The sequence below is a fragment of the Desulfococcus sp. genome (assembly GCF_041737845.1).
Classification (GTDB): Bacteria; Desulfobacterota; Desulfobacteria; order Desulfobacterales; family Desulfococcaceae; genus Desulfococcus.
This window is the reverse complement of record NZ_JBGSQX010000131.1, coordinates 36,241-61,889: the sequence shown is the minus strand read 5'-3', so window position 1 is coordinate 61,889 and position 25,649 is coordinate 36,241. Positions and strand designations below refer to the sequence as shown.

27 protein-coding genes are annotated in these 25,649 nt (G+C 62.6%); 16 read left to right on the top strand and 11 right to left on the bottom strand.

Annotation, left to right across the window (positions count from 1 at the left end):
* Positions 1–472: 472 nt before the first annotated feature.
* A complete protein-coding gene (locus ACEW8N_RS15340) occupies positions 473–1,000 on the top strand; it encodes a hypothetical protein (protein ID WP_373500712.1) in 528 nt (175 codons plus the stop codon).
* 50 nt (positions 1,001–1,050) lie between these two features.
* On the opposite strand, the gene ACEW8N_RS15335 is transcribed toward ACEW8N_RS15340, so the two are convergent.
* From ACEW8N_RS15335 to ACEW8N_RS15315, 5 genes are read right to left on the bottom strand one after another with little or no spacing between them, the layout of a single operon-like run.
* Positions 1,051–1,509, bottom strand: a complete 459-nt coding sequence (locus ACEW8N_RS15335) for a hypothetical protein (protein ID WP_373500711.1) — start codon at positions 1,507–1,509, stop codon at positions 1,051–1,053.
* A gap of 25 nt (positions 1,510–1,534) precedes the next feature.
* Complete coding sequence (locus tag ACEW8N_RS15330) at positions 1,535–2,440, bottom strand: thiamine pyrophosphate-dependent enzyme (protein ID WP_373500710.1); 906 nt, start codon at positions 2,438–2,440, stop codon at positions 1,535–1,537.
* 35 nt (positions 2,441–2,475) lie between these two features.
* On the bottom strand, positions 2,476–3,657 hold the full coding sequence (porA, locus tag ACEW8N_RS15325; protein ID WP_373500709.1) for a pyruvate ferredoxin oxidoreductase: 1,182 nt from the start codon (positions 3,655–3,657) through the stop codon (positions 2,476–2,478).
* Positions 3,654–5,426: an FAD-dependent oxidoreductase gene (locus ACEW8N_RS15320; RefSeq protein WP_373500708.1), complete on the bottom strand. Its 1,773-nt coding sequence runs from the start codon at positions 5,424–5,426 to the stop codon at positions 3,654–3,656. The genes porA and ACEW8N_RS15320 overlap by 4 nt, the downstream gene beginning before the upstream one ends.
* Complete coding sequence (locus ACEW8N_RS15315) at positions 5,423–5,998, bottom strand: 2-oxoacid:acceptor oxidoreductase family protein (protein WP_373500715.1); 576 nt, start codon at positions 5,996–5,998, stop codon at positions 5,423–5,425. Before ACEW8N_RS15315 ends, ACEW8N_RS15320 begins: the two co-directional genes overlap by 4 nt.
* Positions 5,999–6,284: 286 nt before the next feature.
* Between ACEW8N_RS15315 and ACEW8N_RS15310 the strand changes: the two genes are divergently transcribed.
* The 7 genes from ACEW8N_RS15310 (at position 6,285) to ACEW8N_RS15280 (ending at position 13,197) form a co-directional block, all read left to right on the top strand.
* Positions 6,285–6,737, top strand: coding sequence for a pyridoxamine 5'-phosphate oxidase family protein (locus ACEW8N_RS15310; RefSeq protein ID WP_373500707.1), 453 nt, complete (start codon positions 6,285–6,287; stop codon positions 6,735–6,737).
* Positions 6,734–8,959 (top strand): PEP/pyruvate-binding domain-containing protein, encoded by a 2,226-nt coding sequence (locus ACEW8N_RS15305; protein WP_373500706.1) that lies wholly within the window; start codon positions 6,734–6,736, stop codon positions 8,957–8,959. The genes ACEW8N_RS15310 and ACEW8N_RS15305 overlap by 4 nt, the downstream gene beginning before the upstream one ends.
* A 228-nt stretch (positions 8,960–9,187) precedes the next feature.
* Positions 9,188–10,894, top strand: a complete 1,707-nt coding sequence (locus ACEW8N_RS15300) for an ATP-binding protein (protein WP_373500705.1) — start codon at positions 9,188–9,190, stop codon at positions 10,892–10,894.
* Between the two features lie 33 nt (positions 10,895–10,927).
* Positions 10,928–11,374 (top strand): response regulator, encoded by a 447-nt coding sequence (locus ACEW8N_RS15295; protein WP_373500704.1) that lies wholly within the window; start codon positions 10,928–10,930, stop codon positions 11,372–11,374.
* Between the two features lie 64 nt (positions 11,375–11,438).
* Complete coding sequence (locus ACEW8N_RS15290; RefSeq protein ID WP_373500703.1) at positions 11,439–12,353, top strand: response regulator; 915 nt, start codon at positions 11,439–11,441, stop codon at positions 12,351–12,353.
* Positions 12,354–12,514: 161 nt separating this feature from the next.
* The gene (locus ACEW8N_RS15285) at positions 12,515–12,667 is read left to right on the top strand and encodes a hypothetical protein (protein ID WP_373500702.1); all 153 of its coding nucleotides are present in this window, start codon (positions 12,515–12,517) and stop codon (positions 12,665–12,667) included.
* 11 nt (positions 12,668–12,678) lie between these two features.
* Positions 12,679–13,197, top strand: a complete 519-nt coding sequence (locus ACEW8N_RS15280) for a YIP1 family protein (RefSeq protein WP_373500701.1) — start codon at positions 12,679–12,681, stop codon at positions 13,195–13,197.
* Between the two features lie 231 nt (positions 13,198–13,428).
* Here the strand turns inward: ACEW8N_RS15280 and ACEW8N_RS15275 are convergent, their stop codons facing one another.
* From ACEW8N_RS15275 to ACEW8N_RS15260, 4 genes are all read right to left on the bottom strand, one after another.
* Positions 13,429–14,655, bottom strand: coding sequence for a type III PLP-dependent enzyme (locus ACEW8N_RS15275; RefSeq protein WP_373500700.1), 1,227 nt, complete (start codon positions 14,653–14,655; stop codon positions 13,429–13,431).
* Positions 14,642–15,508, bottom strand: a complete 867-nt coding sequence (speE, locus tag ACEW8N_RS15270; RefSeq protein WP_373500699.1) for a polyamine aminopropyltransferase — start codon at positions 15,506–15,508, stop codon at positions 14,642–14,644. The genes ACEW8N_RS15275 and speE overlap by 14 nt, the downstream gene beginning before the upstream one ends.
* On the bottom strand, positions 15,501–15,986 hold the full coding sequence (speD, locus tag ACEW8N_RS15265; RefSeq protein WP_373500698.1) for an adenosylmethionine decarboxylase: 486 nt from the start codon (positions 15,984–15,986) through the stop codon (positions 15,501–15,503). The genes speE and speD overlap by 8 nt, the downstream gene beginning before the upstream one ends.
* Positions 15,987–16,294: 308 nt before the next feature.
* A complete protein-coding gene (locus tag ACEW8N_RS15260) occupies positions 16,295–16,654 on the bottom strand; it encodes a hypothetical protein (RefSeq protein WP_373500697.1) in 360 nt (119 codons plus the stop codon).
* A gap of 293 nt (positions 16,655–16,947) precedes the next feature.
* Here ACEW8N_RS15260 and ACEW8N_RS15255 point away from each other — a divergent pair, with 293 nt between their 5' ends.
* From ACEW8N_RS15255 to ACEW8N_RS15235, 5 genes are all read left to right on the top strand, one after another.
* The gene (locus tag ACEW8N_RS15255) at positions 16,948–17,421 is read left to right on the top strand and encodes a cereblon family protein (protein WP_373500696.1); all 474 of its coding nucleotides are present in this window, start codon (positions 16,948–16,950) and stop codon (positions 17,419–17,421) included.
* Positions 17,422–17,433: 12 nt separating this feature from the next.
* Entirely contained in the window at positions 17,434–18,078 is a 645-nt protein-coding gene (locus ACEW8N_RS15250; RefSeq protein WP_373500695.1) for an L-fuculose-phosphate aldolase, read from the top strand.
* Between the two features lie 84 nt (positions 18,079–18,162).
* Complete coding sequence (locus ACEW8N_RS15245) at positions 18,163–18,558, top strand: DnaJ family molecular chaperone (protein WP_373500694.1); 396 nt, start codon at positions 18,163–18,165, stop codon at positions 18,556–18,558.
* Positions 18,559–18,583: 25 nt separating this feature from the next.
* Positions 18,584–19,042 carry a pyridoxamine 5'-phosphate oxidase family protein gene (locus ACEW8N_RS15240; protein WP_373500693.1) on the top strand — a complete coding sequence of 153 codons (459 nt, stop codon included), beginning with the start codon at positions 18,584–18,586 and terminating at the stop codon, positions 19,040–19,042.
* 52 nt (positions 19,043–19,094) lie between these two features.
* Positions 19,095–19,409, top strand: coding sequence for an FmdB family zinc ribbon protein (locus ACEW8N_RS15235; protein ID WP_373500692.1), 315 nt, complete (start codon positions 19,095–19,097; stop codon positions 19,407–19,409).
* A gap of 51 nt (positions 19,410–19,460) precedes the next feature.
* On the opposite strand, the gene ACEW8N_RS15230 is transcribed toward ACEW8N_RS15235, so the two are convergent.
* Complete coding sequence (locus tag ACEW8N_RS15230; protein WP_373500691.1) at positions 19,461–20,228, bottom strand: TSUP family transporter; 768 nt, start codon at positions 20,226–20,228, stop codon at positions 19,461–19,463.
* A 210-nt stretch (positions 20,229–20,438) separates the two neighbouring features.
* Between ACEW8N_RS15230 and ACEW8N_RS15225 the strand changes: the two genes are divergently transcribed.
* Genes ACEW8N_RS15225 through ACEW8N_RS15215 form a run of 3 tightly spaced genes read left to right on the top strand, consistent with a single transcriptional unit; the run spans position 20,439 to position 24,030 of the window.
* Positions 20,439–21,473, top strand: coding sequence for a TIGR00730 family Rossman fold protein (locus tag ACEW8N_RS15225; RefSeq protein ID WP_373500690.1), 1,035 nt, complete (start codon positions 20,439–20,441; stop codon positions 21,471–21,473).
* Complete coding sequence (locus ACEW8N_RS15220; RefSeq protein WP_373500689.1) at positions 21,470–22,441, top strand: RluA family pseudouridine synthase; 972 nt, start codon at positions 21,470–21,472, stop codon at positions 22,439–22,441. The genes ACEW8N_RS15225 and ACEW8N_RS15220 overlap by 4 nt, the downstream gene beginning before the upstream one ends.
* Positions 22,442–22,464: 23 nt before the next feature.
* Complete coding sequence (locus ACEW8N_RS15215) at positions 22,465–24,030, top strand: GNAT family N-acetyltransferase (RefSeq protein ID WP_373500688.1); 1,566 nt, start codon at positions 22,465–22,467, stop codon at positions 24,028–24,030.
* 165 nt (positions 24,031–24,195) lie between these two features.
* On the opposite strand, the gene ACEW8N_RS15210 is transcribed toward ACEW8N_RS15215, so the two are convergent.
* Positions 24,196–25,647: a PLP-dependent aminotransferase family protein gene (locus tag ACEW8N_RS15210; RefSeq protein WP_373500687.1), complete on the bottom strand. Its 1,452-nt coding sequence runs from the start codon at positions 25,645–25,647 to the stop codon at positions 24,196–24,198.
* Positions 25,648–25,649 lie beyond the last annotated feature (2 nt).

The window sequence follows — 25,649 nt, the reverse complement described above, 5'->3', positions numbered from 1 at the left end:
CCCGTCAAGCTCGGCGGCACGCGCGCGCATGGCCGGGGACCCGGCCGCAAGAAGAAGCATCCACAGGAGCGCCGTTCGAAGGACGGGGCTCCGGGCGTGACGATTGCGATATTTCATGGTTTCACCTTGGACCGGCATGGGATGGATTCATCGCGGCGCATTTCCGGCGTGCGCAATATCAGTGTAGTGTTGAGATCAGCGCCTTAATCTGGTAGAATATACCGCTTTCGGACAGGGGACGCAAGGGCGCATCACAGACGGCGCCCTGCCATGTTCCCGAATCACCGGTTCTAACCCTGACGGTTCCGTAAACGTCCGATATCTGCGTTATGATTCATCCCTCGGCACTGCGGCGGACTATCAGTACGCCGCATTCATAGGGATTCGCAAGCCTTGATCTCAAACTTTTACGAAACCGTCTGAAAATCAACTTTTTATGAGACCATCAACCATAGTTGGACAAGGAGCGATCATGGTAAACATCCCGGGCACGGTCATCGGCATTATGATTCTTTTCATCGGCAGAAAGCTTTTCTGGCTTTTTGTCGGGAGCATCGGTCTCCTCGCGGGGCTGACCTATGCCGAAAGATTTCTGGGTCCCCGGGAGGACGTCGTCATCCTGGGCGTTGCCGTCGGGATCGGCATCCTGTTCGCCACCTGCGCCTTTTTCCTGAAGCGGATCGCCGTCGGCCTCGCGGGATTCACGGTTGGGGCCTATGTCACCCTCCATCTCGTCAAAACCATGGGATTTCAGGAGACCCAGTTCACATGGCTGATCTGCCTCGCCGGCGGGGTGGTGGGGATCGCCCTTTTGGCGTTCCTGTTCGACTGGGCCGTGATTTTCCTCTCTTCCCTCTTCGGCGCCGTCCTGGTGATCCAGTCGGTCGCCCTGGACCCCGACATCGTTCCCTGGGCCTTTTTCGGCATGATCCTCCTGGGCTTCGCGGCCCAGGCGAGGATCATGTATTCGGAGCCGGGGATGGGCGGCCGAAGGGGATAAGCGGCCCATCCTTTCCGGAGAGAGCGCCGCCCCGGGACCCTTGGGGCCGATCACTCGCGAGTGTAAAGATGCCCTCGGATCATCTCCTCGATTTTTTCATGGGGGCTTTTCCCTTCCCGGGTCAGGCATCTGTCGGAAAAGGCTTCCCACTCTCCGGGAAGGAGGTTCCGGAGGATGACGACCACGGCGTCCATGGGAGCAGGAGGAGGGGGCTTGCTGCCGGCCGGGGCTTCGTTCGTTTCCGGGGGCGACGGCGCAGGGCCGGGGGCGGCGGCGAAGTCAAACCGGGCATAGATCCGGTCGCCGCGGCGGACCAGGCCGGCCGTCTCCTCGCAGCCATCCTCCAGTGGCGCCAGGGTGATGGCGCCCACCCGCGCCATGTCGATGATGGTTTTGTCGAAGACCCGGGGATGAAGTCCGGCCCCGGCCCGGACGGCATCCAACCGGAAGGGTCCGCATCCGATCCCTGCCGCCGCCTCCCGGATCCGCTTTTCCGCCTTCTGCCGCATCCCCTTCCTCCGCCGTGGTTCCGGATCAGACGCAGGCCTGCAGCGGCCCGGCCGCAGCCTTGCGCGCGAGCAGCATCCGGTCTTCATCCACCATCGCCTGGATGGTTGTGTAATCGGCGTCGGTAAGATGTTTGAAGCGCCCCTGGACCGACAGGTAGTCCTTGACCGGACGGGGGGTGCCGCTGTCGTAATTCAGGGTGTAGCGCACCCCGTCCTCCACCTCGTAGAGGGGGAAGGCGTGGGTCTGGACGGCCAGGCGCGCGATCTTGATGCACTGGTCCGTGGGGACCCGCCAGCCGGTGGGGCAGGTGGCGTATACGTGGATGAACCGGCTGCCGCCCTTGAGGTCCCGGGCCCGCTCGAACTTCCGGATCATATCCTCGGGAAAGGCGATGCTGGCGGTGGCGGCGTAGGGGATGCGGTGGGCGGCCAGGGCCTCCACGATGTTCTTCTTCCGGGTGTGCTTCCAGCTCGCGCCGGGCGTGGTGGTGGTGCGGGTCCCGAAGGGGGTCGACGAACTCCGCTGGACCCCGGTGTTCATGTAGGCTTCGTTGTCGTAGCACACATAGATGAAATCCTCGTTGCGCTCCACCGCTCCGGAGAGGGCCTGAAAACCGATGTCGAAGGTGCCGCCGTCGCCGGCCCAGGCCACGACGGTGGTCTCGGTGTCGCCTTTCATGTCGAGGGCTGCGCGCAGGCCGCTGGCCGCGGCGCCGGCCGTGGCGAATGCGGTGTGCAGCACCGGGACCTTGAGGGAGGTCTGGGGGTGGGATCCGGCGATGATGGCCCAGCAGCAAGCCGGGATCACCAGCATGGTCTTCTCGCCCAGGGCGCGAAGGGCGAATTTCATGGCCACCGTGGCGCCGCAGCCGGGGCAGCCCACATGTCCGGAAGACATGTAGTCGGTCCGGGGAAGGGAGGAATGGATCATGTTTGAACCCTCTTTTCTTGAGTGATGCCCGCCGTTCAGGCGGTTTTGCATACCGGACACGTTGCGGGGTCCAGGCCGACCCAGACGCTCTCGGGTTCCGGGCGATCCGCCGCCTTCGCAAGGCCGTAGATCTCCTGGATGATTTCGGGCGTGACGTCCCGCCCGCCCATGCCGGTGACGAAGCTGTGGACCTCGGGCCGAGCCCCGGCGTTGTACAGGGCGGCCCGGATCTCCTGGGCGAAGATGCCGCCCACCCCGAAGCAGAAATTCCGGTCGATCACCGCAATTTTTTTTGCCCCTCCCGCGAGGCGCCGCAGCAGTTCCGTCGGAAACGGGCGGAACATCCGGATCTTCAGGAGCCCCGCCTTTTCGCCGCGGCTCCTGAGTTCGTCCACCACCTCCCGGCTCGTGCTGACGGCCGTGCCGGCCATGGCCAGGATGATCTCGGCGTCCTCGCACCGGTAGGCGTCGAGGATGCCGTAGCGCCGTCCGAAGATGTCGGAGAAGGCGTCCTCCGCCGCCGCATGGAGATCGGGCACCCGGCGCATGCCCGCCTGGATGTCGTGGCGCATCTCCATGTAGCACCCGGGGGGCGCCATCTGGCTCAGGGCGAAGGGGTCCCGGGTGTCGAGCTGGACCCTCGGCCGATAGGGCGGCAGAAAGCGGTCCACCGCCTCCTGGTCGGGGATGTCCACCGGCTCGTAGGTATGGGAGAGAAAGAACGCGTCCAGCACCACCATGACCGGCAGGCTGGCGGCTTCGGCCAGGCGGAAGGCCAGGAGGGTGGTGTCCAGGGCTTCCTGGCCGTCCTCGACGTAGAGCTGGATCCAGCCCGTGTCCCGCTGGGCGAGGCTGTCGGTCTGGTCCATCCAGATGTTCCACCCCGGCCCCAGGGCGCGGTTGACCTCGGCCATGACGATGGGCAGCCGGGCCGCGGAGGACCAGTGGAGGAGTTCGTGCATGAGCGCCAGGCCGTGGGAGGAGCTGGCCGTGAAGGTCCGGACCCCGCCGCTGGCCGCGCCGATCACCGCGGCCATGGCCGAATGCTCGCTCTCGACGCAGATGAAGCGGCCGTTCATCCTGCCGTCGGAACAGTATTCCGACAGGGCCTCCACGATGTGGGTCTGGGGGGTGATGGGATAGGCCGACATCACCTGAACCCTGGCCAGCCGGACCGCTTCGGAAACGGCGTGACTTCCTTCCACCACTTCTTTCATGACGTCTCCTCCCCAAGGGTCATGGCGTTTCTGGGGCATTCCACCACGCAGATGCCGCACCCCTTGCAGTAATCCAGATTGATGCACCGGGTGCCGTCGATGTGAATCGCGACCTCCGGACAATAGAGGCGGCAGTTGTCGCAGTCGTTGCAGATGCCGCAGTTGAAGCACCGCGAAGCCTCCCTCACGGCGGCCTCTTTTTCGTAGCGCCCCTCGACCTCGTCAAAGGCGCTCCGCCGGTCCGAGGGGGCAAGCACGGGCGGGGCGGCCCGGTCGGCCGGGGAGAAATAATCGGTGTTGACGGACGCGTAGGAGACGATGGCCGGGTTTCGGGATCTGCGCTTTCCGGAAAGGTAGATCTCCATGGACAGGGCGGGGCCGTCTCCCACCCGGCATTCATGGAGCCGCTCGGGGATGGCCGCTTTCCCGTCGCGGAACAGGGTGTCGATCATCATGGCGGCCTGTTTTCCCGAGGCTACGGCATCGGTGACGCTCTTGACGGGCGTCGCGAGGTCCCCGCCGAAAAAGAGGGGCAGGCCGAGATCCGGCCGCTCCCAGAGGGCGCAGTGGCTCATCCTGAGGAGTTCGGGCCCTTCGGGCGGGGCGAGCCAGGTCTCCGCCGGTTCGGCCCCGATGGCGGCATACACCCGGTCCACCGTCAGGGTGAGGCGCCGGTCCCCGTCGGGCACGACGCGGCACCGGCCGCCCGGGGTCTCCATCCGGGTGGTCCGCATCCGCTGAAGGGTCAGCTCGCACCGTCCGCCCGCCTCGTCGATGCGGACCGGGGCGACCAGCTCCATGAGCGCAATGCCCTCGGCCAGGGCCATCTCGATTTCATGGGCGAAGGCCGGCATGTCCTCCCGACGCCGCCGGTAGACCAGGACGGTCTCGGCCCCGAGGCGCACCAGGGACCTTGCCACGTCGAGGGCGGTGTTGCCGCCGCCGATGACGGCCGCCTTCCCGCCGACGCGGGTGTTGTCTCCGCCCCGGACCTCGCGGAGATACCGGAGGCCGTCCCGGACCCTCTCCCGGCCGGGGATGCCCAGGGGGACGGCGCGTCCGTAGCCGCATCCCAGCAAGACGGCGGCGTAGGTCTCCGCGGCGTCCGCGAGGAATTCGGAGGTCACGGGTTTCCCGCAGTGGATGGTGACCCCCATGTCGAGGATCCGGGAAATCTCCGCCTTGAGAACGTCCTCGGGCAGCCGGTACCAGGGGATGCCCCATCTCAGGACCCCGCCCGGCTCGCTGTCGGCCTCGAACACATCGCAGGCATGGCCCAGGCGGGCCAGAAAATAGGCCGCTGCGAGCCCGGCGGGGCCGGCGCCGGCGATTGCGATGCGCCTGCTTGCCGTGGACCGTCTGCCGACCTCCGCCTCATCGCCGTAGAAGGGGTGGGGCAGGGCATAGGCGTTTTCGATGGCCATGTCGCCGACGAAGCGTTCCAGGTGATGGATGCCCACGGGGCTGTCCATCCCCCCGCGGTTGCAGACCCGCTCGCAGGGGTGGAAGCAGACCCGCCCGCAGACGGCCGGGAAGGGGTTTTCCCTCAGGATGGTTTCCCAGGCCGCCGGGAACATGCCCTGGCCCGCGAGCATCTCGATGCGGGCGATGTCCTCGCCGGCCGGGCAGGCGCTGCTGCATGGCGCCGTCTTTTCATCATATCCCGGCCGCACAAAGCGCCAGGAGCCGGTCATGTTGACCTCCGTGGAGATGCTGGAGCGCGATATCCGCATCGGCGCCTCCTCCGTGCTTTCCCAAACGTCTTTCATGAGTCTTCCCCGCCTGTAGTTCCGTCCGTAAACCTGACCTCCGCATATGCCTGTTTTGCCGCCGCGATGTTTTCCTCCTGCTTTACGGGCAGCTCCCCGCGAATGGCCTCTTCAAGGGCTGCCATGGGCGGCGCCGCCAGTATCCTGGCGAAGGCCCCGACCATGGCCGTGTTGATGATGGGGTGGGTGCGGGTGCCGAGATGGTGGGCCTGAGCGATCCGCCCCGCATCGACCACGGCCACGCGGAAACCCTTGAACGCCTGCATCTCCGGGGGCAGGGCGGTGTTGAGGAGGATCCATCCGCCGGGTTTGAGGCCGCGGGTCACATCAACGCTTCCCAGGAGCTTCATGTCCTGGACCAGCACGTGGTTCGGCGCATAGATGTTGCTTCGAATCATGATCTTGCGGTGGTCGAGCCGGAGATAAGCTTCCACCGGCGCGCCCCGGCGCTCCACGCCGAACACCGGGAAGGTCTGAACATCATACCCGGCATTGAAAAAAGCCTTGGCGAGGATGACCGAGGCCACCACCGTCCCCTGTCCGCCGCGGCCGTGAAACCGAATTTCCTCCATCACGCAGCCCACCTTTTGTTCTGTAGGTAATCGAATTTTTGCGAGACCGTCAATTTCATCCATGGAATTCCGGAGGATGATTCCGGACCGGGCCCCCGGAAACGCCCCGGCCCCGCCGCGCAGCGGCGCGATTCCCGGCCGAAAAAAGAGGCCAGCATACCCGAGATTGCAGCCCTTTGCAAGACTCTGATTTGATTCCCGCTTCCCTTTTTCCGCCCCATGGGATATATGCTGGATGGGATGCGAGTCATCCATCGGCGCCTGTTTGAAACACGGAGGAACGGCCTTGACGACACAAAGCCAATTCGAACAACAGATGAGGGAACTCTTCAGCGGACAGCAGCTCGCGGTCCTCGCCACCGACGGCGGCGGCCGCCCGTACACCAGCCTCGTGGCGTTTGCCGCGACCCCGGAACTCGCCCGCCTCGTTTTCGCAACGACCCGCGCCACACGGAAATTTGCCAATATCCTCGGAAACCCCCGCGTCTCCCTGCTCATCGACAACCGTGCCAATGAGGTGTCGGATTTCCGGAACGCCGTCGCCGTCACCGTCCTGGGGAGCGCCGCGGAGGTTTCAGGGGATGAAAAGGCGCCCCTGGCGGCCCTCTACCTTGCGAGGCATCCCCACCTGGCATCGTTCGTCGAGGCGCCGTCCTGCGCCCTCCTCCAGGTCTCGGTCGAGCAGTACTACCTGGTGAGCCGGTTTCAAAACGTCAGCGTGTGGGAGCTTTCGCCATGAAGCTCGTTTACGAACTGGGCGATATCCGGCCCGGGGACGAAGCGATCGTCGGCGGGAAGAATACGGCCCTGGCACGGATGGCGGCAGAGGGCCTGCCCGTTCCCGACACCCTTTGCGTGGGCGTGGAAGCCTATCGGCGGTTTGTCGAAGCGACGGGCCTCGAGGCGCGGATCGTGCTCGAATTGAACCGCAAGGTTTTCGAGGAGATGCGATGGGAGGAGATCTGGGACACGGCCCTCCGCATCCGGAACCGGTTCATCCGGACGCCCCTGCCGGACGACCTCCGGGCCGAACTGTCGGGGTCGATCCAATCCCGTTTCGGAAGCCGGCCGGTGGTCGTCCGCTCGTCGGCCCCCCGGGAGGATGCCGCCGGAACCTCGTTTGCCGGGCTCCACGATTCGTTTGTCAACGTCCGCGGCCTCGATTCGGTCCTGGGCCATATCCTGCTGGTCTGGGCCTCCCTCTGGTCGGACCGGGCTTTGCTCTACCGGCGGGAACTGGGGTTGTCCGCTTCGGACAGCGCCATGGGGGTGGCGGTCCAGGCCATCGTGGCCGGGGAGGTCTCGGGCGTGGCCTTCGGCGTCTCGCCCAATGATCCGGCCCAGGCGGTGATCGAGGCCGTCTACGGCCTCAACCAGGGGCTCGTGGATGGGGATGTGGCCCCGGATACCTGGATCCTCCGCCGGGATGACGGCGCCGTTCTCGCCCACCGGTCCCCCCAGCGGGACAAGGCCATGAAGCCGGTCACGGACGACGGCGGCGAAGGCGTCCGCCTCGTGCCCCTTTCGGCCGACGAGAAAGACCGGCCGCCGCTGACGCCTTCGGCGGTCACGGCCCTCTTCCGCATGATGGGCACCGCGGAAGCCCTCTTCGGCGTGCCCCAGGACATGGAATGGACCTTCCGGGACGGGCGGCTCTTCATCCTTCAGTCCCGGCCCGTCACGGCAGCCGGCCGGGGGGAGGCGGGCGCCGACAACCGCGCCTGGTATCTGAGCCAGCACCGCAGCCTCGAAAACCTGAAACAACTCTTGGTGCGGGTCAAAGAGGTTCTGCTACCCCGGATGGCGGAAGCGGCGCACGCCATGGCCGGCCGGGATCTTTCGTCCCTCACCGACGGTGACCTGGCGAAGGAGATTTGCCGCCGGGAGGAAACCTACGCGACATGGAAGCAGGTTTACTGGGATGAGTTCATCCCCCTGGCCCACGGCATCCGTCTCTTCGGCCAGGTCTACAATGAGGCGGTCCGGCCCCGGGACCCCTTCGAATTTGTGGATCTCCTCAAGGGCGAGGAACTGCTGAGCCTTCAGCGCAACCGGATGATCACGGAGATGGCCGGAAAGCTCCGAAAGGACGCCCGGCTGGCCGAATCCCTGACTTCCGGGGCGCCCCCTACCCAGGGACCGTTTGCGGAGGCCCTGGCACGGTTCATGGAGGAGTTCGGCCTTGCGGCCTGGGGCGCCGGCGTGATACAGGACCGGGACCGGGTGATCCGGATGCTCCTCTCCCTTGCCGGGCTTCCTGAAACAGCGGTGCACGACGCCGTCGGGGCATCCCGCCGTCCGGAGGATCTCGAAAGCGCATTCCTCGCGCGCTTCGCCGGAGAAAAACAGGCCCGGGCCCGGGAGATGCTGGCCGTGGGGAGGGAGAGCTATCGCCTGAGGGACGACGACAACATCTACCTGGGCCGGATTGAGGGACACCTGCTCACGGCCTTTGAAGAGGGCCGGCGGCGCATGAAGGCCGCAATGCCCATCGAGGACCCCGCCGGACGGTCGGACCTGCTGCGGGTGATCGACCGGCGAACCGCCGAGCTCGCACGGAAGAAAGACGAGCCCAGGCCGCCCGGCCGTGAAGATGCCCTGCCGACGGGCCATGAGCGGGAGATCAAAGCCCGGCAGATCGTCGGGCAGCCCGCGGGGCCGGGCCTTGCCCGAGGAAAGGCCCGGGTCGTGGCCGGGCCGGACGACCTCTTCGACTTCCAGGCCGGCGAGATCCTGGTATGCGACGCGGTCGATCCCAATATGACCTTCCTGGTACCGCTCGCGGCGGCCGTGGTGGAGCGTCGGGGCGGGATGCTCATCCACGGCGCCATCATCGCCCGGGAATACGGCCTGCCGTGCGTCACCGGGGTGCCGGACGCCGTCCGCTTCATCGCCACCGGCGATGACATCACCGTGGACGGCTACCTGGGGATCGTCATCCGGCATTTTGACCTGGCGTAGGGGTGCAGGGGCGCCGATGGCGGTTTTCCACGCTGTAAAATTTATCGACAGAACAGGCGATTCCGCCACCGGCCCGGATGTCGTTACTATATGAAAATATTTGGATTTTAGCATAGTTCGGGCGCGAGTGGACGGGGCACGATCTTTGCTTATTCCATGGCGGCAACATGGGTGCGCGCCTCGGGCAGGTGGCTGAGGCCGTGCGGGGCGTCGAATCGGAGAAAGCGCATGAAGCATAGCTACTACTCGTCGATACAGAACAGAATTTTGCTCAGTATGATCCTGGTGCCGTTCTTTCCGCTCTTCCTGAGCCTGGCCATGGGATACTATTATTTCACGAATTCCCTTTCGACATCCACCATCGAAAGCCTGAAACGGATCGTTACCGACCACCGCCAGATGATCGAATCCTTTCTCCTCGAACGCACCGCCGATCTGGAGTTCATCCTCAACGCCTATTCCTATGACGAACTGAGCCGCCCGGAGTATCTGAGTGATGTCTTCCGGAATTTGCAGGCCCGGTCGGCCGCCTTCGTGGACCTCGGGGTGTTCGATCAGGAGGGCAACCACGTGGCCTATGAAGGCCCCTATGAGCTGAAATGGAAGAACTACGGGAGGGAAACCTGGTTTCAGCGGGCCATCTCCGAGGGGCTTTACATCAGCGATATTTTCCTGGGGTACCGGAAGGTGCCCCATTTCATCATCGCCGTGAGCAAGGACCAGAGCGACGGCCGGTGGGCCATTCGGGCCACCATCGACACGCAGTTCTTTTCCCGGCTGGTGGAGGGGGTTCGCATCGGAAGGACCGGGGAGGCCTATCTGCTCAACTCGGAGGGGGTGCTCCAGACCCAGCCGCGCTCGGGCCGGGACCTGATGCAGAAACCCGTTGACCGCATCGAATATCCCGAAGGGCTGAACGACATCCATGCCTATGTCGCCCCGGACGCCACCGGCGAGGAGTATCTCTACGCCACGGCATGGCTCAAGGACAAGGAGTGGCTCCTGGTGATCCGGAAGGAGAAGGCGGACGCCTTCAGGTCCCTCCGGGCCGCGACCTACGGCATCTTCGTGATCTCCCTCCTGGGCCTCGGAGCCATCGTCACGGTAGCCTTCATCGTCTCGGGCCGGATCGTCCAGAGGATGCAGGAGACCGACACGGAAAAGGAAAGCCTCAACCAGCAGTTGATCCGGGCCCAGCGGCTGGCGGAGCTGGGGGAGATGGCCGCCGGATTCGCCCATGAGATCAACAACCCGCTCCAGATCATCCGCAGCGAGCAGGCCCTGATTGATATGAACATGTCGGAACTCACGTCCTCCGGCGCGCTCAAGCCGTCCGAGTCCCTGGCGGAGATCGAAGATTCCATGTCCCAGATCAAACTCCAGATCGACAGATGCGCCGGCATCACCCAGGCGATCCTGAAGTTCGGGCGTCAGAGCGATCCCCAGATGCGGGATGTGGACCTGAAAGCCTTCATCCCGCAGGTCGTGGCCATGGTGTCCAAAAAAGCGAGCGTCAACGGGATCGAGATCATTCAGGAGATCGCGGAAAACACGCCGCCGGTCCACGGCGACCCGGGGCAGCTCCAGCAGGTCCTGGTCAACCTCTTCAACAATGCCATGGATGCCGTCATGGATCTGCACGGGCCTTCCGGGGGAAGCATCGCCATCCAAGCCGGGGCGGGAGACGACAAGCGGACCAGGATCGTCGTCAGAGACAACGGCTGCGGTATCGACGCCGAAAACATAAAGAAGATCTTCAGCCCGTTTTTCACGACCAAGCCGGTGGGAAGAGGTACGGGTCTGGGACTGGCGGTTTGCTACGGCATCATCAATACCCTGGGCGGGACCATGGATGTGGACAGCACGCCGGGAGGCGGATCGACCTTCACGATCTCCCTGCCCTCGTCGGCCTCATCATCCCCCCCGAAACAATAGGGGCACATCACGTAAACAGGAAAGGGGATCACCATGGAAAAAATGAAGCTGCTGCTGGTGGATGACGAGATGCGGTTTCTCACCACCACCCAGAAACTTCTGAAAAAGCACGGATATGATGCGCTGATCGCCGCCAGCGGTCCCGAGGCGCTGGACATTCTGGAAAAGAACATCATTCACGTGGTCGTCCTCGATGTCAAGATGCCGGGCATGGACGGCATTCAGACCCTCAGGGAGATCAAATCGCGCTTTCCCCTCGTGGAGGTGGTCATGCTCACCGGTCACGCCACGGTCGAATCCGCCGTCGACGGCCTCAAGTCGGGGGCCACGGATTACCTGATGAAGCCCACCAGCATGGAAGAACTGATTCAAAAGACGGAAGCGGCATTTCTCCGGTGGAAGCTCATGGAGGATAAAATCCAGCTCGCGACCGGCGGGAGATATATGACGCCGCCGGATGCAGCCGGCGACGACGGATAGGGCAGGCCTTCAAACGGCGGAAAGCCGCGCGTCCAACCGGAACAACCCATGAAAGGAGCCGCAGATGCCGCAACCGATCAAGGTCCTGATGGTCGACGACGAAGACAAGTTTCGCGAGACCACGTCGAAGATCCTGAGGAAGCAGGGGTTTGACATGATGATGGCCGCAACCGGGGAGGAGGCGGTCGAAATTCTGAAAAAACAGCCGGCGGACGTGGTGGTGCTCGATATCCGGATGCCGGGCATGGACGGCCATGAGGCGCTGGCCAGGATCAAGGAGATCGCGCCCAGGACCCAGGTGATCATGCTGACCGGGCATGGCGGGGTGGAATCGGCTATAGCCTCCCTCGACAAAGGGGCCTTCGACTACCTGAACAAACCGTGCGACATCAGCCTTCTGACCTCCAAGATCAACGACGCGTACAAGGCGATCGAAGATACCGAGAGGTGGCGGGGGGAGAAAAAAGCCCGCGAGATCATGATCCCCGTGGATCATTACACCACGATCCTGGGGGAGAAGACCGTCAGGGAGGGCATCGAAATGCTGATGCGTTCCTTCGAGGGGCTGATCGCCAGCGGTTCGGTCATGGAAACCGGCCACAGGTCCATCCTGGTGTTCGACCGGGACGGCGAACTGGAGGGGATGTTGAGCATTCAGGACCTGATCTCCGCCGTCCGTCCGGCCTATCTTTCGGCCCCAAAGCCCTCCATGGCCGATTCCATGCAGTATTCGGCCATGTTCTGGACCGGACTGTTCACGAGCCAGGCCGCCAAGCTCGCCGACACCCGGATTGCAGACATCATGTCGGACTCCCCGCCCGCCGTGGACGAAAACGCCAATCTCATGGAACTGGCCGACCTCATGTACAGCCGGAACATTCGGAGGCTGGTGGTGACCCGCGCAAAGGGGAGGGTGATCGGGGTGGTCCGGGAACAGGAGCTCTTCTTTGAAATGGCCAGTATCATGACGCGTTTGTAACAAGTCGATTTCCAGACGGTTTCGCAAAAAGGCCAAGATCAAGGCTTGCGAATCCCGAAGAATGCGGCGTACTTACAGTACGCTGCAGTGACGAGGGGTGAAGCGTAACGCAGATATCGGCCTTTTTGCGGAACCGACAATCATGCTTAGAGGATAAACAGATGAATCATACCGATGAAAACGACACGGTGAAGCCAGTCCAGCAGGAGGGGGGCGTCACCTATTACACGAAGACAATGGAACGGCGGGTATTCTTTATCCTGACCATCGTCATGCTCATTTTGGGCGTTCTCTATAAATTTGGATGGCTGTAACGGAAGACCTCATGGCGACCCCACGATTTTCAGTGCGATTCTATTTCCGGACCCTGTCGCAGCTCCTGGCAAACCCGAAGGGGTTTTTCACCGAACTGCCTTCTGATATGGGGATGGCGACGCCGTTCTGCTTCCTGATGGTCTCCAGCATCATCTTCACACTGGCCAGCCTCATGAATGCGGCCGTCGGGCCCCTGGTTGCCGTGGCGATTTTTATGGCCAACGCCGTGGGCATGGTGTTCATCACCTCGGGTCTGGGCTTCATGGTGACGGTCCTGGCCCTCGGCCGAAAGGACGGTTATGGCCGTTTTTTCGCCGTTTACGCCTTTTCCGCGGGCGTGACGCTCCTCTCCTCATGGATGCCTTATTTCCTGTTTATTGCGGAGCCATGGAAGTGGTGGCTGATCTATACGGGGCTCACGCGGAACCTCGCGTTGAAATGGCAGCAGGCGCTGATGGTGATCGGTCTCTCCATCACCATTCTCATCCTTTTTTTCTATTCGATGCTGCCGTTTTTCTCCAGGGCATGATGTCCGGTCCGCGCCTCAGCGGGTGCCGGGCCGCAGCCAGAGGGTCAGGGTGCATCCAGGTCCGTCATTGCCGGCGGCTGAAACACGGCCCTCTCGAACTTGAATCGCGCACGCTGGGTAAAACTCATCCAAAAAAGGGGTGCCTCCGCCCGGAAGGCACCCCTTTGAGCTCAGACCGTCCCGCCGCGGCGGGGGTTATGGTTCAGGAATAACGGGAAAGTCCCGCAGCCGTCAGTGGACCCATCCCTGGCCCCGCGGCGGGGTCATCCCTATGGCGCTGATGAAATGCTCCGGCAGGGGAAGGGCCGCCCCGAATCCGCTGTGGCGGTTCTGGACCAGGATTTTGGCCTTTTTGAGCGAGTTGAACTCGGTGGCCGTCGCCGCCGTGTAGGCCCCCATCATGTGCCCGACAACGATGCTCCCCAGGGGGAGATCGGGCAGGGCAATGTCTTCTGCGACCACATCGATGCTGTCGCAGGTCGGCCCCGCGAACACGCTCGGCCGGACGGGGCCGTCGTTCGCGAAGATCTCCAGCGGGTAGCGCACATGGTCGAAGATCTGCCCGCTGAAGGAGCCGTAGACGCCGTCGTCCAGATAATACCAGCTCATGCCCTGGCGGTCGGCCCGGCCCACCACGGTCGTGACGGTCCTGGCCGCGGGGGCGCAGATATAGCGCCCCGGCTCGGCGATGACCCGCACATGTGACGGGAGCTGGGCCAGGGCCTCCCGGATGGGGGCGCAGTAGACCGCGATATCGACCGGCCGCCATTCGTAGGAGACCGGAAATCCGCCCCCGATGTCGAGGATGCTGATGGGCATGGTGGCCACATCATGATGCTGCCGGATCAGCAGATTGCAGGTCTCGATGGCCCGGACCTGCTGGCGGGTGTCCGTACACTGGGACCCCACATGGAAGGAGAGCCCCTTGATGTGGATCCCGGTCCGCTCGGCCAGGCCCAGGATCTCCGGGACCTGCTCCACGGCGCACCCGAATTTCCTGGACAGGTCCACCAGGGCCGACGGACTCCTGAAGCTGACCCTGAGGAGAATCCCCACCCGGTTGCGGTAGGGGAGAAACTTCAGCAGTTCATCCGGGTTGTCGACCACGAAGGTGGTGCAGCCGTAGCGAAGGGCATCCCGGATATCCCGGTCCCGCTTGATAGGGTGGGTGTGGATGGTCCTTCGCGGCGCGATATGGAGCTGCCGCACCAGGTCGATTTCGCCCGAACTGGCGATATCGAACCCGGCCCCTTCCTCGTGGAGGAGCGAGATGAGGTCGGGATGGGGCAGGGCCTTGACGGCGTAATAGAGATCGACGTCGGGAAGCGCCTGCCGGAGCGACCGGTACTGCTGCCGTGCAATGTCGCAGTCCAGCAGAAACAGGGGACCTCCATGGGTCTTGACGAGCTCACGGTAGAAGGCGTCCGATTCGGCGGATGATATTTTAAAGGTATTCATTATCTTCCTTCCCAATCGCCTTCAGCACATACTGGGGCAGTGCGAAAGCGGAAAAATGGATTTCCGGATTGTAATAGCGGGTGGTAAGCCCGCTCTTCCGGTACCGCTCCCTGAGGACGGCAGGATCGACATGCCGGAGCCCGGGGTTGTCCGTCGCCCACGCAAAGCTCATGGCGCCGCCGATGTAGCTCGGCACGGCGGCCATGAAGAAATGCCAGTCCTGGAAGAGGGCCTTGAGGTGCAGGCCCGTCTGCCGGATTTCATCCATCTGGTGGAACGGCACACCGTTCTGGGTCACCAGCACGCCGCCGGGGGTGAGGCACCGCCTGCACGCGGCGTAAAACGATTCCGTGAAAAGCGCTTCTCCGGGCCCGAGCGGATCGGTGCTGTCGGAGATGATGACGTCGAATGTCTCGTCGGTCTTCTGAACGAAATGGATGCCGTCGTCGATCACGATGGTTGCTCTCGGGTCGTCATAGGCGCCGTCACTGTGCCCCGGAAGGTACTCCCGGCACATGTCGATCACCGCCTGGTCGATCTCCACCTGGGTAATCCGCTGGACGGTCTCATGACGGCAGACCTCCCTCAGCATCCCGCCGTCGCCGCCTCCCACGATCAGGACCTTGCGGACATTTCCGTGGGCGAAAATCGGCACGTGCGACATCATTTCATGATAGATGAATTCATCCTTCTGGGTGGTCTGAACGATGCCGTCCAGGGCCATGATCCGCCCAAACGCGGCATTCTTGAAGATCAGCAGGTGCTGATGCTCGGTTTTCACCTCGTGCAGCATCTCATCCACCCGAAACTCCTGGGCAAAGGCGTCATACAGGGTCTCCGTAAAGTTACGCATGATCCAGCACCCCTCTAAGATTTTCACTGACGATAATCTTTTTCGGATAGAACGCGTTGCTCAGTACGGGGATGGCCTCGGCGGGCCGTGAATTTCCGCACATGAACACGTCAAATGCGGCGAAATCCCGCTCCGGCCAGGTATGCACGCTGATATGCGACTCGGCCAGCACGGCCACGCCGGAAATGCCCCCGTTGGGTGTGAAATGGTGAAGGTGAATGTGCAGGAGCGTTGCTTTTGCTTTGTCAACACATTCCCGCAGCGCCTTCTCCATCCGTTCGAGGTCATCCAGGTGCTTTGCGCCCCACAGATCGATGATCAGGTGTATGCCGGCGAAAACAGTATCATCTCTTGTTATAAAGTGATCCTGAGGTGTTTCGTCGGAGAGAAGATTATGATGTTCAGGCCAAGGCTTTGCAGCAGCGGCTTTCTTAAAAGGATGAACGACGTCGCGACCGACAAGAGCTTCTTTAATCATCCATTCGCCCCCCTCTTTCTGGGTATTTTCTGATTGGGTTGTGACAAAATAGCGCCGGGTTCAGAAAGACCCATACGGGCGGCTGGCCGGCGCTGCTAATCGGGTGACATAAATCTCCTATTCTTTGCAGTCAAAAAAAAAGACGCGCGCTTTTTAATGCAAAAGAAAAAAAAAGGCAAGTTTTTTTTAACGATGGTGTGCTTTTTTTCTGAAACCCGTCTTTCCGCGGGGACATTCAGGGCTGCTTCGGGAGCGCAGCATCTCCCTTACGGCGTAAGGCGGGGCAGCGGACCCTTTCGCCGGCACCGCTACCAGTAGACGGTGACCGGCGGGATGATGGTCGGCATCCATCCCCGGGGCTCCATTTCCTCCAGGCTGACGTCGATGGAAAGCTCGGACGTGACCTTGAGAACGACCTTGTAGGCACTCGGCGGAAGCCCTTCGCCCGGATCGGAAAAGGCGTACTGTCCGCTTTTGTTGGTCATGGTTTTTCCGACGGGCGACTCCATGGGGTCGCCCACCCGGACAAGGCGGACAGCGATGCCTTTATGCTTTATTTTTTCCCCTTTGACAGTTCCAATCACCCACCACGCCGCCGCGACGCCGTGCGCCGGGAGGAGAAAAGAGAAAAGAAGCAGTGCGGCCAGGCCGCGGACGGCATGTTTCATGTTTTCCTTTTTTTCCTTCCCGGTCAGGGGCATGCGGACCGGTTCCGTGGCGGATGCCGGTGAAAAATCCATACCATGTCAAATTCTTATGACCACTATACACACCGTTTTGAAAAGATCAAGTCCGGGGTCGCATTCGCCCGACGGACAGCGCCCCATCCCGGCGTTTTTTGGCCGGACCCCGAGGGATCGGTCTTTACTAACGGCCTCCATCAGGATAGTATGGCCCTGGCGTCATGGCGGGAGGATTGCCGCCGCGGCATGGAGAACGGGGATCACAACGGAGGAGGGCGATGATGCATCCGCGGAAAGCACACCCCGATGCTCGCCCTGGGATCGACGGGCGCCGGCATGACCGGATCGAGGCGTTCCGGCGGGAGGAAAACCGCCCCGGCGGATACCGGGGGCTCCCGGAGCGGGAGACGGATGACGCATCGACCGACCGGGACGACCGGTGGCTCCGGTGCGTCCGGTGCGGCGGCAACGTCGCCAGGTCCGCCGACCGGATCAGGGTGGGCGGGCGGTTTGACCATGTCTTCAACAATCCGGCCGGCGTCGTTTTCGAGATCGGCTGCTTTGCCGCGGCGGAAGGGTGCGTCACCGAAGGCCGACCGACCCTGGAATTCACCTGGTTTGACGGGTACAACTGGTGTTTTGCCCTGTGCGGCGCCTGCGGCGCCCACCTCGGATGGTTTTATCAATCCTTGGCAGGGGCGGGGTTTTACGGCCTGATTCTGGCGAACCTGTCGGAAGAGAGGCGGGAGTAGGGGAGGGAAGAAATGCTGCTGGCATCGGAAAGATCGCTGGTGGTCGAGTTCGGGATGCGGATGGTTGCGGCGGGCCTGACCACGGGGACGGGCGGAAATCTGAGCCTGTTCAAGCGGGACGACGGGCTCATGGCCGTCACCCCCACCGGCATCGCCTACGACCGCCTCACGCCCGGGGATGTGGTGGTCTTGACCCTGGACGGGTCGGTCGTCGACGGAGATCGGAAGCCCACCAGCGAACTGGGGTTTCATCAGGCCCTCTATCGGGCGCGGCCCGACGTGGCGGCCGTCGTTCACACCCATTCCCCGTACGCCACCACCATGGCCTGCCTGGGATGGGAAATCCCCGCGGTCCATTATCTTGTGGGGTTTTCAGGGAGGAAGGTCCCCCTGGCGCCCTATGAGACCTTCGGAACGGCGGGCCTTGCGGCCGGTGTGGCCGGAGCCATCGGATCTTACAACGCCGTGCTGCTGGCCAATCATGGCCTGGTGACAGTGGGCCGGGACCTGCCGCAGGCTTTTGCCGCAGCGGAGGAGATCGAGTTCGTCGCCCGGATCTATTATCAGACCCGCGCCGTGGGGACGCCCCGGATCCTGCCTGACGCGGAAATGGACCGCATCATCGAAAAATTCAAGACCTATGGGCAGAAAGCGTGAGGGCGGCACGGCGGTGAAAACCTTTTCAGCACCCCGGGGAACCGCCGGCCCGAGAGCATATCCAGGCATGGCCGGGCGAATGGCATGGCCTCCCTGCTGAACAGATTCTACCGGATCGCCAAAGCGGCCATCCCCCGCCCGTGGGTAAGGTTTCGGGAGGGGGCTGCGGGGGAAACCGGTCCCGGAAACGGCGCCTCCCTGGACGGTGACCCCCGTTTCAAGGCAAAGGAGGGTGCCGGAAGCGCTTCGTCCGACGGCGGCGTCCCGCCCAAGGTCGAGGAGGATCTGGCCGTCTTCGGCCTCGTGCCGCCCGCCTCCCTGGAGGCGGTCCGGAAGGCCAGGAACCGGGAGGTGAAAAAATACCATTCCGACCGGTTTATTGACGATCCGGAGCGGTTTAAAACCTCCAAGGAGATCATGCAGATCCTCAATGCCGCCTATGACCGGCTCGAGGCGCACTACCAGAAGAAGAAACCTTGAAATAGGAAGACACAGGAAGAAGGATATGAGACGAACGGACAAGGAGATCACCCTTCGGTCGGAGATCGATGCCGTGATCCGGAAGGCAAGGGTCTGCCGGCTGGCGATGCTGGACGGAGACGGCCCCTACATCATTCCCCTCTCTTTCGGATACGACGGCGACAGCCTCTATTTCCACTCGGCCCGGAAGGGAAAGAAGCTGGATCTCCTCCGGCAAAATCCCCGGGTCTGCTTCGAATTCGATGTGGATGTTTCGGTCTCCGCGGGGGAGGTGCCCTGCAAATGGGGCATGGCCTTTCGGAGCGTCATCGGTTTCGGCAAGGTGGAATTCATTTCGGCGCCGGAGGCGTGCCGCAGGGCCCTCGATATTATCATGGCCCAGTATTCGGACGAACCGTCCTTCGCATATCAAGACGCGGAGCTGGAGCGCATATCGGTATTCAAGGTGAAGATCCTTGAGATGAGCGGCAAGCGATCGGGTTGACCCGGGCCGGCTTCCGAAAAGATGAAAGAGAAGCACCAGAGGAGGTTTGCAGATGCCGGTGTATGAATATGAACATACGGACACCCCCTGCGACATCGGGAGGGCCTTCGAGATCCGGCAGTCCATCCACGACGCTCCCCTGGCAGTATGCCCGGCGTGCGGCGGCCCGGTCAAGAAGCTCGTGTCGCGGGTTGCCGTCAGCGCACCCAAAGGCAATGCCCAGCTCAAGGACATGGGGTTCACCAAGCTGGTCCGGCGGGATGACGGGGTCTATGAAAACGTCACCCGCCGGGACGGCGAGAGCCGCTACATGGTCCGGGGGCGGCCGGAAACCCTTCCCGATGTCAAGCGGATCCTCCGGGATTGACCCGGAGGAATCTATTGGGGGAAGCGCGTTTTTCTGCCTGTCGGCGGGGTGTCAGGCCAAATAGGTGACGTAGACCAGCCGCGCCACGGTGGCGGCGACCACCGTCAAGAATACCAGGCGGATGAATCCCGCGCCTTTTTTCATGGCCAGGTTGGCGCCCAGGCGCCCGCCGATGAACTGGCCCGCGGCCATCAGGAGGCCTACGGAATAGAGCACGTTTCCGCCGAGGATGAACACCGCGAGCGAAACAAGGTTGCTGGTGAAGTTCATGGCCCGCGTGAACCCGGCGGAGCGCGTCAGGTCAAATCCCAGGAAAACGCAGAATGCGGCCATCCAGAAGGATCCGGCGCCCGGCCCGAAGAAGCCGTCATAAAACCCCAGCGCGAGACCGAAAACGGTATAAAACACCCTGGAGGCCATTTTCGGTGGTCTTCTTTCATACCCCAGGCTCTTGGAGAAAAGGGTGTAAACGAAGACGCCCACCAGAAGCACGGGGACCATGTAGCCCAGAAATGAGGGGCTGATGTTCTGAACCAGCGTCGTACCGGCGGCGGCCCCGACAAAGGTATACAGAATTCCGGGCATGGCCTCCCTGAAATCGACCTGTCCCTTCCGGAAAAACTGATAGGATGACGCAAGGGTTCCGAAGGTCCCCTGGAGCTTGTTGGTCCCCAGGGCGATCTGCGGCGGAAGCCCGATGGACAGGAGAACGGGCAGCGCGATGAGCCCCCCGCCGCCGGCGATGGCATCCACAAATCCGGCGGAAAGCCCGGTAATGAAAAGCAGCGCAGCAATCTCCGCCGTCATGTGAATGTCCATCCCGCAAGGTCCCTTCCCCCGGATAAGAATGCGCGTTCATCTTGCAAAAGCCGTGGAATCTGTATATGTTTTGGCGCCCAATTGCAACAGATCTCTCAGGCGCGGGAAGCGCCGTTTGCGTACCGACCGGAAGCGGCCGCAGGCATAACTGAAAGGAGCAGCGCATCCATGACCCATCCGCAGGCATCCATCCCGACAAAGGACACATCCATGAAACTTCGTTTCCACGCATCCAACGGCCCTGCGGACAATGCCATCGCGGACCTGATCCAGATGGTCGGCGGGATCAAGAGCCCGGAACTGATCCGCGAGATGATCATCGCGGCCCTCAAGGCCGGCCAGGAGGACGACGACAAGGCCGACCTCAAGCTCATGAACACCACCCTGAAGGAGATGCGCTTCACCTCCAAGATATTCGGGCCTTACAGCGCCGTAAAAAAGGTGACGGTCTTCGGCTCCGCCCGCACCAGATCGGACGCCCCGGCCTACCGCATGGCCTTTCGCCTGGGGGAGCAGTTGAGGGAGGCCGGGTACATGGTCATCACGGGCGGCGGACCGGGGATCATGCAGGCCGTCAACGAGGGGGCCGGCGCCGAGCACTCCTTCGGGGTCAACATCCGGCTGCCTTTCGAGCAGAAATCGAACCCGGTGATCCACGGCAACCCCCGGAGCATCACCTACAAGTATTTCTTCAACCGGAAGGTGGCGTTTTTGAAGGAGGCCCATGCGGTCGCCCTTTTTCCCGGGGGGTTCGGTACCCTGGACGAGGCCATGGAAACCCTGACCCTGGTCCAGACCGGAAAGCGGGACCCCATCCCGCTGATCCTGATCGATCCCCCCGGCTGCGCCTACTGGTCCCACTGGCTCGAATTCCTGAACGGGAAGCTGATGGCGGAGGGATACATCCACCCCGAGGATTTCAGCCTGTTCGAGCGGGTCGAGTCGAGCGAGGAGGCGGTTCGGCGCATCGACCATTTCTATAGGCGGTTCCACAGCCTGAGATACGTGGAGGAAAAGCTGGTGATCCGCATGAACCAGCCGCCCGAACCCGCCACACTCGAAAAGATCCGCGGGGAATTCGGCGACATCCTTTTGCCGGACGGGGCCATCACCCTGTCGACACAGCTCCCCGGGGAGGTCAATGAACAGGAGATCGCCCATCTTCCCAGGCTTGTCATCGATTTCAACCGGAAAAGCTTCGGCCGGCTGAGACAGTTGATCGACATGATGAACGACGACGCATGATGCTGACCCGCCGCCTGTACGTATCGATCCCGCGCCATGCGGCGGGGGTCGGGCCGGTGGATTTCCTTGCCGGACGCTTCTCCTATCTGGATCGCGCGTCATGGATGGCCGAGATCGACGGCGGAAGGGTCCTCGTCAACGGGCAACGGGCCTCAGCAGGCCTCGTGCTCCGCGGGGGCGAGACGGTGGCCTACCTCCCGGCGGATGCCCCGGAACCGCCCGTGGACGGCCTCTATGCCGTTCTCTTCGAAGATGAGGCCCTCCTTGCGGTGAACAAGCCCGGAAACCTTCCCTGCCACCCGGGCGGCCGTTACTTCCGGCACACCCTCTGGGCCATGCTCCAGGACAGGTCCCCGGGGCAGGGCCTCTTCTTCGTACACCGCCTCGACCGGGAGACCTCGGGGGTGATCCTGATTGCCAAACACTCCCGCGACGCCTCGGACCTGGGCCGGCAGATGGCCCGCGGGGAGTTCCGCAAGCGATATGCCGCACTGGTCGAGGGACGCTTTCCGTCTGAACCCGTGACCGCCGAAGGGCTGATCTCAACGGACCCGGCGAGCGTCATCCGGAAGAAAATGCGGTTCTTTCCGACGGGGTCCCTGGAGAGCCCCCCGGATAAGGGCAAACCCTGCTGCACCCAATTCAGCACCCTTCGGACGGGCCATTCCCTAAGCCTTGTTTCCGCCATGCCCATCACCGGACGGCGTCACCAGATCCGTGCGACCCTTCTCGCCCTGGGTTATCCGGTGGTCGGGGACAAGATCTACGGCGTGGAGGAAGCCCTTTTTGTCCGGTTCATTGAGGATCGTCTGACCGATCCGGACCGGGCGCGCCTGCGGATGGAACGGCAGGCCCTCCACGCCGCCGCTCTCGAATTTCACCACCCCCGCACCGGACGGCCGCTGTGCATTGAAGCACCCGTCCCGGAGGCGTTCCGCCGCCTCGTGGAATTGGCCGGTTATGTTTAGATGATGTTCAAAGGAGCCTGCTTGTGAAGAAAACGAAATCGAAGGTGACGACCCGCCGGTGCCGGATCGGCGATATTCCCGAACTGATCGAGTGCAGCCGGCGGATTTACGCCGACTATCCGCCGGAATACACGTATACCGAGCGCCAGTACGAAATGCAGTTGAAGACGTTTCCCGACGGCCAGTTCGTGGCCGTCGCCGACGGAAAGATCGTCGGGTATGCAACCTCCATCATCGTGAACATCGACGATGATTACTGGTACACCGTGGATGAAATTTCCGGGGCCAGCACCTTCAGCACCCACAATCCCGACGGCGACACGCTCTACGGAGCGGATATCGGGGTTCATCCCGACTACCGCCGTCGCGGCATCGCCATGCTGCTCTATAAGCGGCGGCTCGGCCTGCTGAAGCGGTACAACCTGAGACGGATGATCGGCTACGGGCGAATTCCCGGCTACAAAGACTATGCCGGCAAGATGACGGCCGAGCAGTACGTCGAGGCGGTCCTCAAGGGGGAGATCCGGGATCCTGCGCTCAACGCCCACCTCAAGGCCGGCTACCGGGTGAGGAAGGTCCAACTGGACATCACCGTCGATTTTTCAAGCCTCAACTATTCGACCTACCTCGAACTGCTCAACCCTGATTTCGACATCGCCAAGAAACGGATCTCTTCGGCCAACGCCCCCAAGCAAAAAGCCCGGCAGATAAGGGTCTGCGCGGCCCAGTACAGCCTGCGGCAGATCGACCGATGGGAGGACTTTGAGAAGAGCGTGGAGTTTTTCGTCGACACCGCCGATGGATATCACTGCCACTTCCTGCTCTTTCCCGAATACCTGACATACCAGCTCCTGAGCTACCTCAAGGGCGCGGACATGAAGATGATGGTCCGGGAGCTGGTTGCCCTGACGGACCGCTATATCGAGATGTTCCGCCGGTTTGCCGAGAAGTATAACATCTACATCATCGGCGGCTCCCATCCTGTCATGCGGGACGGCTTGATCTACAATACGGCGCACCTCTTCACACCCTCGGGCAATGTCTACACCCAGGATAAGCTTCACATCACCCCGGCCGAGCGTTCGGCAGGCGGTATCCAGCCCGGCGAGAGCATCCGGATTTTCAACACCCCCCTGTCCAGAATCGCGATCCAGGTCTGCTACGATATCGAGTTCCCCGAAATATCCCGCCTTCTGACCCTGGCCGGGGTGGAGGTGATCTTCGTGCCGTTCTACACCGAGGAGAAGAAGGCATATTACCGGGTTCGCCACTGCTCCCAGGCTCGGGCCGTGGAAAACTTCATCTATGTGGTCATGACCGGGAGCGTAGGCAACATGCGAACGGAGATCGGGTCTTTCATGAGCTACAGCCAGGCCGCCATCCTGACGCCCAGCGATTTCTCGTTTCCCGAGAAAGGGGTCGGGGGAGAGGCGGACCCGAACGTCGAGGCAGTGGTGGTCTCGGACCTGGCGCTTTCGTCCCTGGCCCAGCAGCGGCACGTGGCCACCGTGCGCCCCCTCCACGACCGCCGGCCGGACCTCTACGAGCTCACCGCGAGAAGCCGGATCGAGATCGTTAAGACGGAGTGAGGACGCCATCCATTTCGGCCCTGACGACGGTGAAGGTGGACCTGGAAAAGGCCGGCACCGCCGGACTCTACCAGGCAACGTCCAGAAGGCGCCGGAAGTGGGCGCCATGGTCCGCGGCGCTGATTCTGCTGGGGAACAGCAGGAAATTGAGCATCATCAGCGGATTCACCCGGAGCCCCGCTCCCGGAGGCACTGGCCGGCAAGGCGGCCCAGGATCTCGATCCCCCCTTCGACCTCGGCCGTGAAGGGCGCTCCGCAGCCGATGCGGATATAGTTTGTGAACATCCCCGATACCGAGCAGACCGCCCCCGGCAGGATGGCGATCCGGTGTTCCAGGGCCTTTCGATAGAGCGCCATCCCGTCGATCCGCCGGTTGAGTTCGATCCAGAGGAGCGACCCCCCGGCCGGGAAGGAGAGGCGCGTGTTTTCCGGGAAATATTTTTTCACCGCAAGGGCCGTTTTGAGGGTCTGGGATTTGAGGGAGCTTCTGAGTGCCCGCAGGTGGCGGTCGCAGGTGCCGCCGGCCAGGAAGCGGGCCATGAGCTCCTGGTCCAGGGTCGCGGTGCACACGGTGGATCCGGCCTTGAGCCTCAGGATCTTGTCCCGGAACCGGGGCCCGGGGAGGGTCCATCCGATGCGGAAGCCCGGGGCCAGGGTTTTGGAAAACGATGAGCAGGTCAGCACCAGATCCTTCCGATCGAAGGCCTTCAGAAGCGACGGGCGCCGGTGTCCCTCGAAATACAGCTCCGCACAGATGTCGTCTTCGATGACGGGAATCTCATGCCGGTTCAGCAGGCCCACAAGCCGCTCCTTGCCTTCTTCCGACAGGAGGGTGCCCAACGGGTTGTGAAAATTGGGCATGAAGAGGCATGCCTTGACGGCGGTCCGGCCTATGATCCGCGCGAGAGCGTCGATATCCACGCCCGTTCCGGGATGGGTGGGCACCTCCACGACCATGATTCCCATCTCCTTGAAGAGCTGCAGGAACCCGAAATGGGTCGGCGTCTCGATGGCCAGCGTCTCCCCCGGTTTCAGGACGGCCTGAAGGCAGAGGGTAACGGCCTCCATGCAGCCGGTGGTGACGACGATCTCCTCGGGCGACACCCCATTCGGCATCCCCACCATGCGGTGGGAGAGCTGTCGCCGCAGTTCCGGGTGCCCTTCGGTCAAAGAGTAGGAGAGGGTTTTTTTGATCTCCTTTTCGGAAAGGGATTTGAGGATCCGGGCGAACTGCCGGTGGGGAAGGAGGTCCGTGGCCGTGGCGGAGGAGGCCAGCGGCAGCATCCCGGGGTCGGCGATGGCCCTGAGCACGGCGTTGACCATGCCGGTGGTTTCGACCCTGAGGGGCCCGGCCGCGGGCTCGGGCAGAACCGGCGGATCGAAGCTTTTCAGGGATACCGGACTGACGAAATACCCGGATTTTGGCCGGGCCTCGATGAGGCCGGTCATCTCCAGCGCCATGTAGGCCTGGTGCACCGTGCTGATGCTCAGGTTCAACCGGCGATGCAACTGGCGGATGGAGGGAAGCCGCTCCCCGGGCGCATAGGTCCCGTCCAGGATGTTGCCTTCGATCTCCTCCGCAAGGGACTGGTATCGAAAAACGGTTCTGTCGGGCATCG

What these genes read in the sequence shown, in the direction of transcription:
- ACEW8N_RS15240 (WP_373500693.1), top strand. Translation starts at nt 18,584, where the DNA reads ATGAGACGAACGGACAAGGAGATCACCCTTCGGTCGGAGATCGATGCC.
- ACEW8N_RS15285 (WP_373500702.1), top strand. Translation starts at nt 12,515, where the DNA reads ATGAATCATACCGATGAAAACGACACGGTGAAGCCAGTCCAGCAGGAG.
- ACEW8N_RS15300 (WP_373500705.1), top strand. Translation starts at nt 9,188, where the DNA reads ATGAAGCATAGCTACTACTCGTCGATACAGAACAGAATTTTGCTCAGT.
- ACEW8N_RS15210 (WP_373500687.1), bottom strand. Translation starts at nt 25,647, where the DNA reads ATGCCCGACAGAACCGTTTTTCGATACCAGTCCCTTGCGGAGGAGATC.
- ACEW8N_RS15340 (WP_373500712.1), top strand. Translation starts at nt 473, where the DNA reads ATGGTAAACATCCCGGGCACGGTCATCGGCATTATGATTCTTTTCATC.
- speD (WP_373500698.1), bottom strand. Translation starts at nt 15,986, where the DNA reads ATGATTAAAGAAGCTCTTGTCGGTCGCGACGTCGTTCATCCTTTTAAG.
- speE (WP_373500699.1), bottom strand. Translation starts at nt 15,508, where the DNA reads ATGCGTAACTTTACGGAGACCCTGTATGACGCCTTTGCCCAGGAGTTT.
- ACEW8N_RS15220 (WP_373500689.1), top strand. Translation starts at nt 21,470, where the DNA reads ATGATGCTGACCCGCCGCCTGTACGTATCGATCCCGCGCCATGCGGCG.
- ACEW8N_RS15280 (WP_373500701.1), top strand. Translation starts at nt 12,679, where the DNA reads ATGGCGACCCCACGATTTTCAGTGCGATTCTATTTCCGGACCCTGTCG.
- ACEW8N_RS15320 (WP_373500708.1), bottom strand. Translation starts at nt 5,426, where the DNA reads ATGAAAGACGTTTGGGAAAGCACGGAGGAGGCGCCGATGCGGATATCG.
- ACEW8N_RS15230 (WP_373500691.1), bottom strand. Translation starts at nt 20,228, where the DNA reads ATGGACATTCACATGACGGCGGAGATTGCTGCGCTGCTTTTCATTACC.
- ACEW8N_RS15335 (WP_373500711.1), bottom strand. Translation starts at nt 1,509, where the DNA reads ATGCGGCAGAAGGCGGAAAAGCGGATCCGGGAGGCGGCGGCAGGGATC.
- ACEW8N_RS15275 (WP_373500700.1), bottom strand. Translation starts at nt 14,655, where the DNA reads ATGAATACCTTTAAAATATCATCCGCCGAATCGGACGCCTTCTACCGT.
- porA (WP_373500709.1), bottom strand. Translation starts at nt 3,657, where the DNA reads ATGAAAGAAGTGGTGGAAGGAAGTCACGCCGTTTCCGAAGCGGTCCGG.
- ACEW8N_RS15295 (WP_373500704.1), top strand. Translation starts at nt 10,928, where the DNA reads ATGGAAAAAATGAAGCTGCTGCTGGTGGATGACGAGATGCGGTTTCTC.
- ACEW8N_RS15290 (WP_373500703.1), top strand. Translation starts at nt 11,439, where the DNA reads ATGCCGCAACCGATCAAGGTCCTGATGGTCGACGACGAAGACAAGTTT.
- ACEW8N_RS15235 (WP_373500692.1), top strand. Translation starts at nt 19,095, where the DNA reads ATGCCGGTGTATGAATATGAACATACGGACACCCCCTGCGACATCGGG.
- ACEW8N_RS15255 (WP_373500696.1), top strand. Translation starts at nt 16,948, where the DNA reads ATGATGCATCCGCGGAAAGCACACCCCGATGCTCGCCCTGGGATCGAC.
- ACEW8N_RS15250 (WP_373500695.1), top strand. Translation starts at nt 17,434, where the DNA reads ATGCTGCTGGCATCGGAAAGATCGCTGGTGGTCGAGTTCGGGATGCGG.
- ACEW8N_RS15225 (WP_373500690.1), top strand. Translation starts at nt 20,439, where the DNA reads ATGAAACTTCGTTTCCACGCATCCAACGGCCCTGCGGACAATGCCATC.
- ACEW8N_RS15330 (WP_373500710.1), bottom strand. Translation starts at nt 2,440, where the DNA reads ATGATCCATTCCTCCCTTCCCCGGACCGACTACATGTCTTCCGGACAT.
- ACEW8N_RS15315 (WP_373500715.1), bottom strand. Translation starts at nt 5,998, where the DNA reads ATGGAGGAAATTCGGTTTCACGGCCGCGGCGGACAGGGGACGGTGGTG.
- ACEW8N_RS15260 (WP_373500697.1), bottom strand. Translation starts at nt 16,654, where the DNA reads ATGAAACATGCCGTCCGCGGCCTGGCCGCACTGCTTCTTTTCTCTTTT.
- ACEW8N_RS15245 (WP_373500694.1), top strand. Translation starts at nt 18,163, where the DNA reads ATGGCCTCCCTGCTGAACAGATTCTACCGGATCGCCAAAGCGGCCATC.
- ACEW8N_RS15305 (WP_373500706.1), top strand. Translation starts at nt 6,734, where the DNA reads ATGAAGCTCGTTTACGAACTGGGCGATATCCGGCCCGGGGACGAAGCG.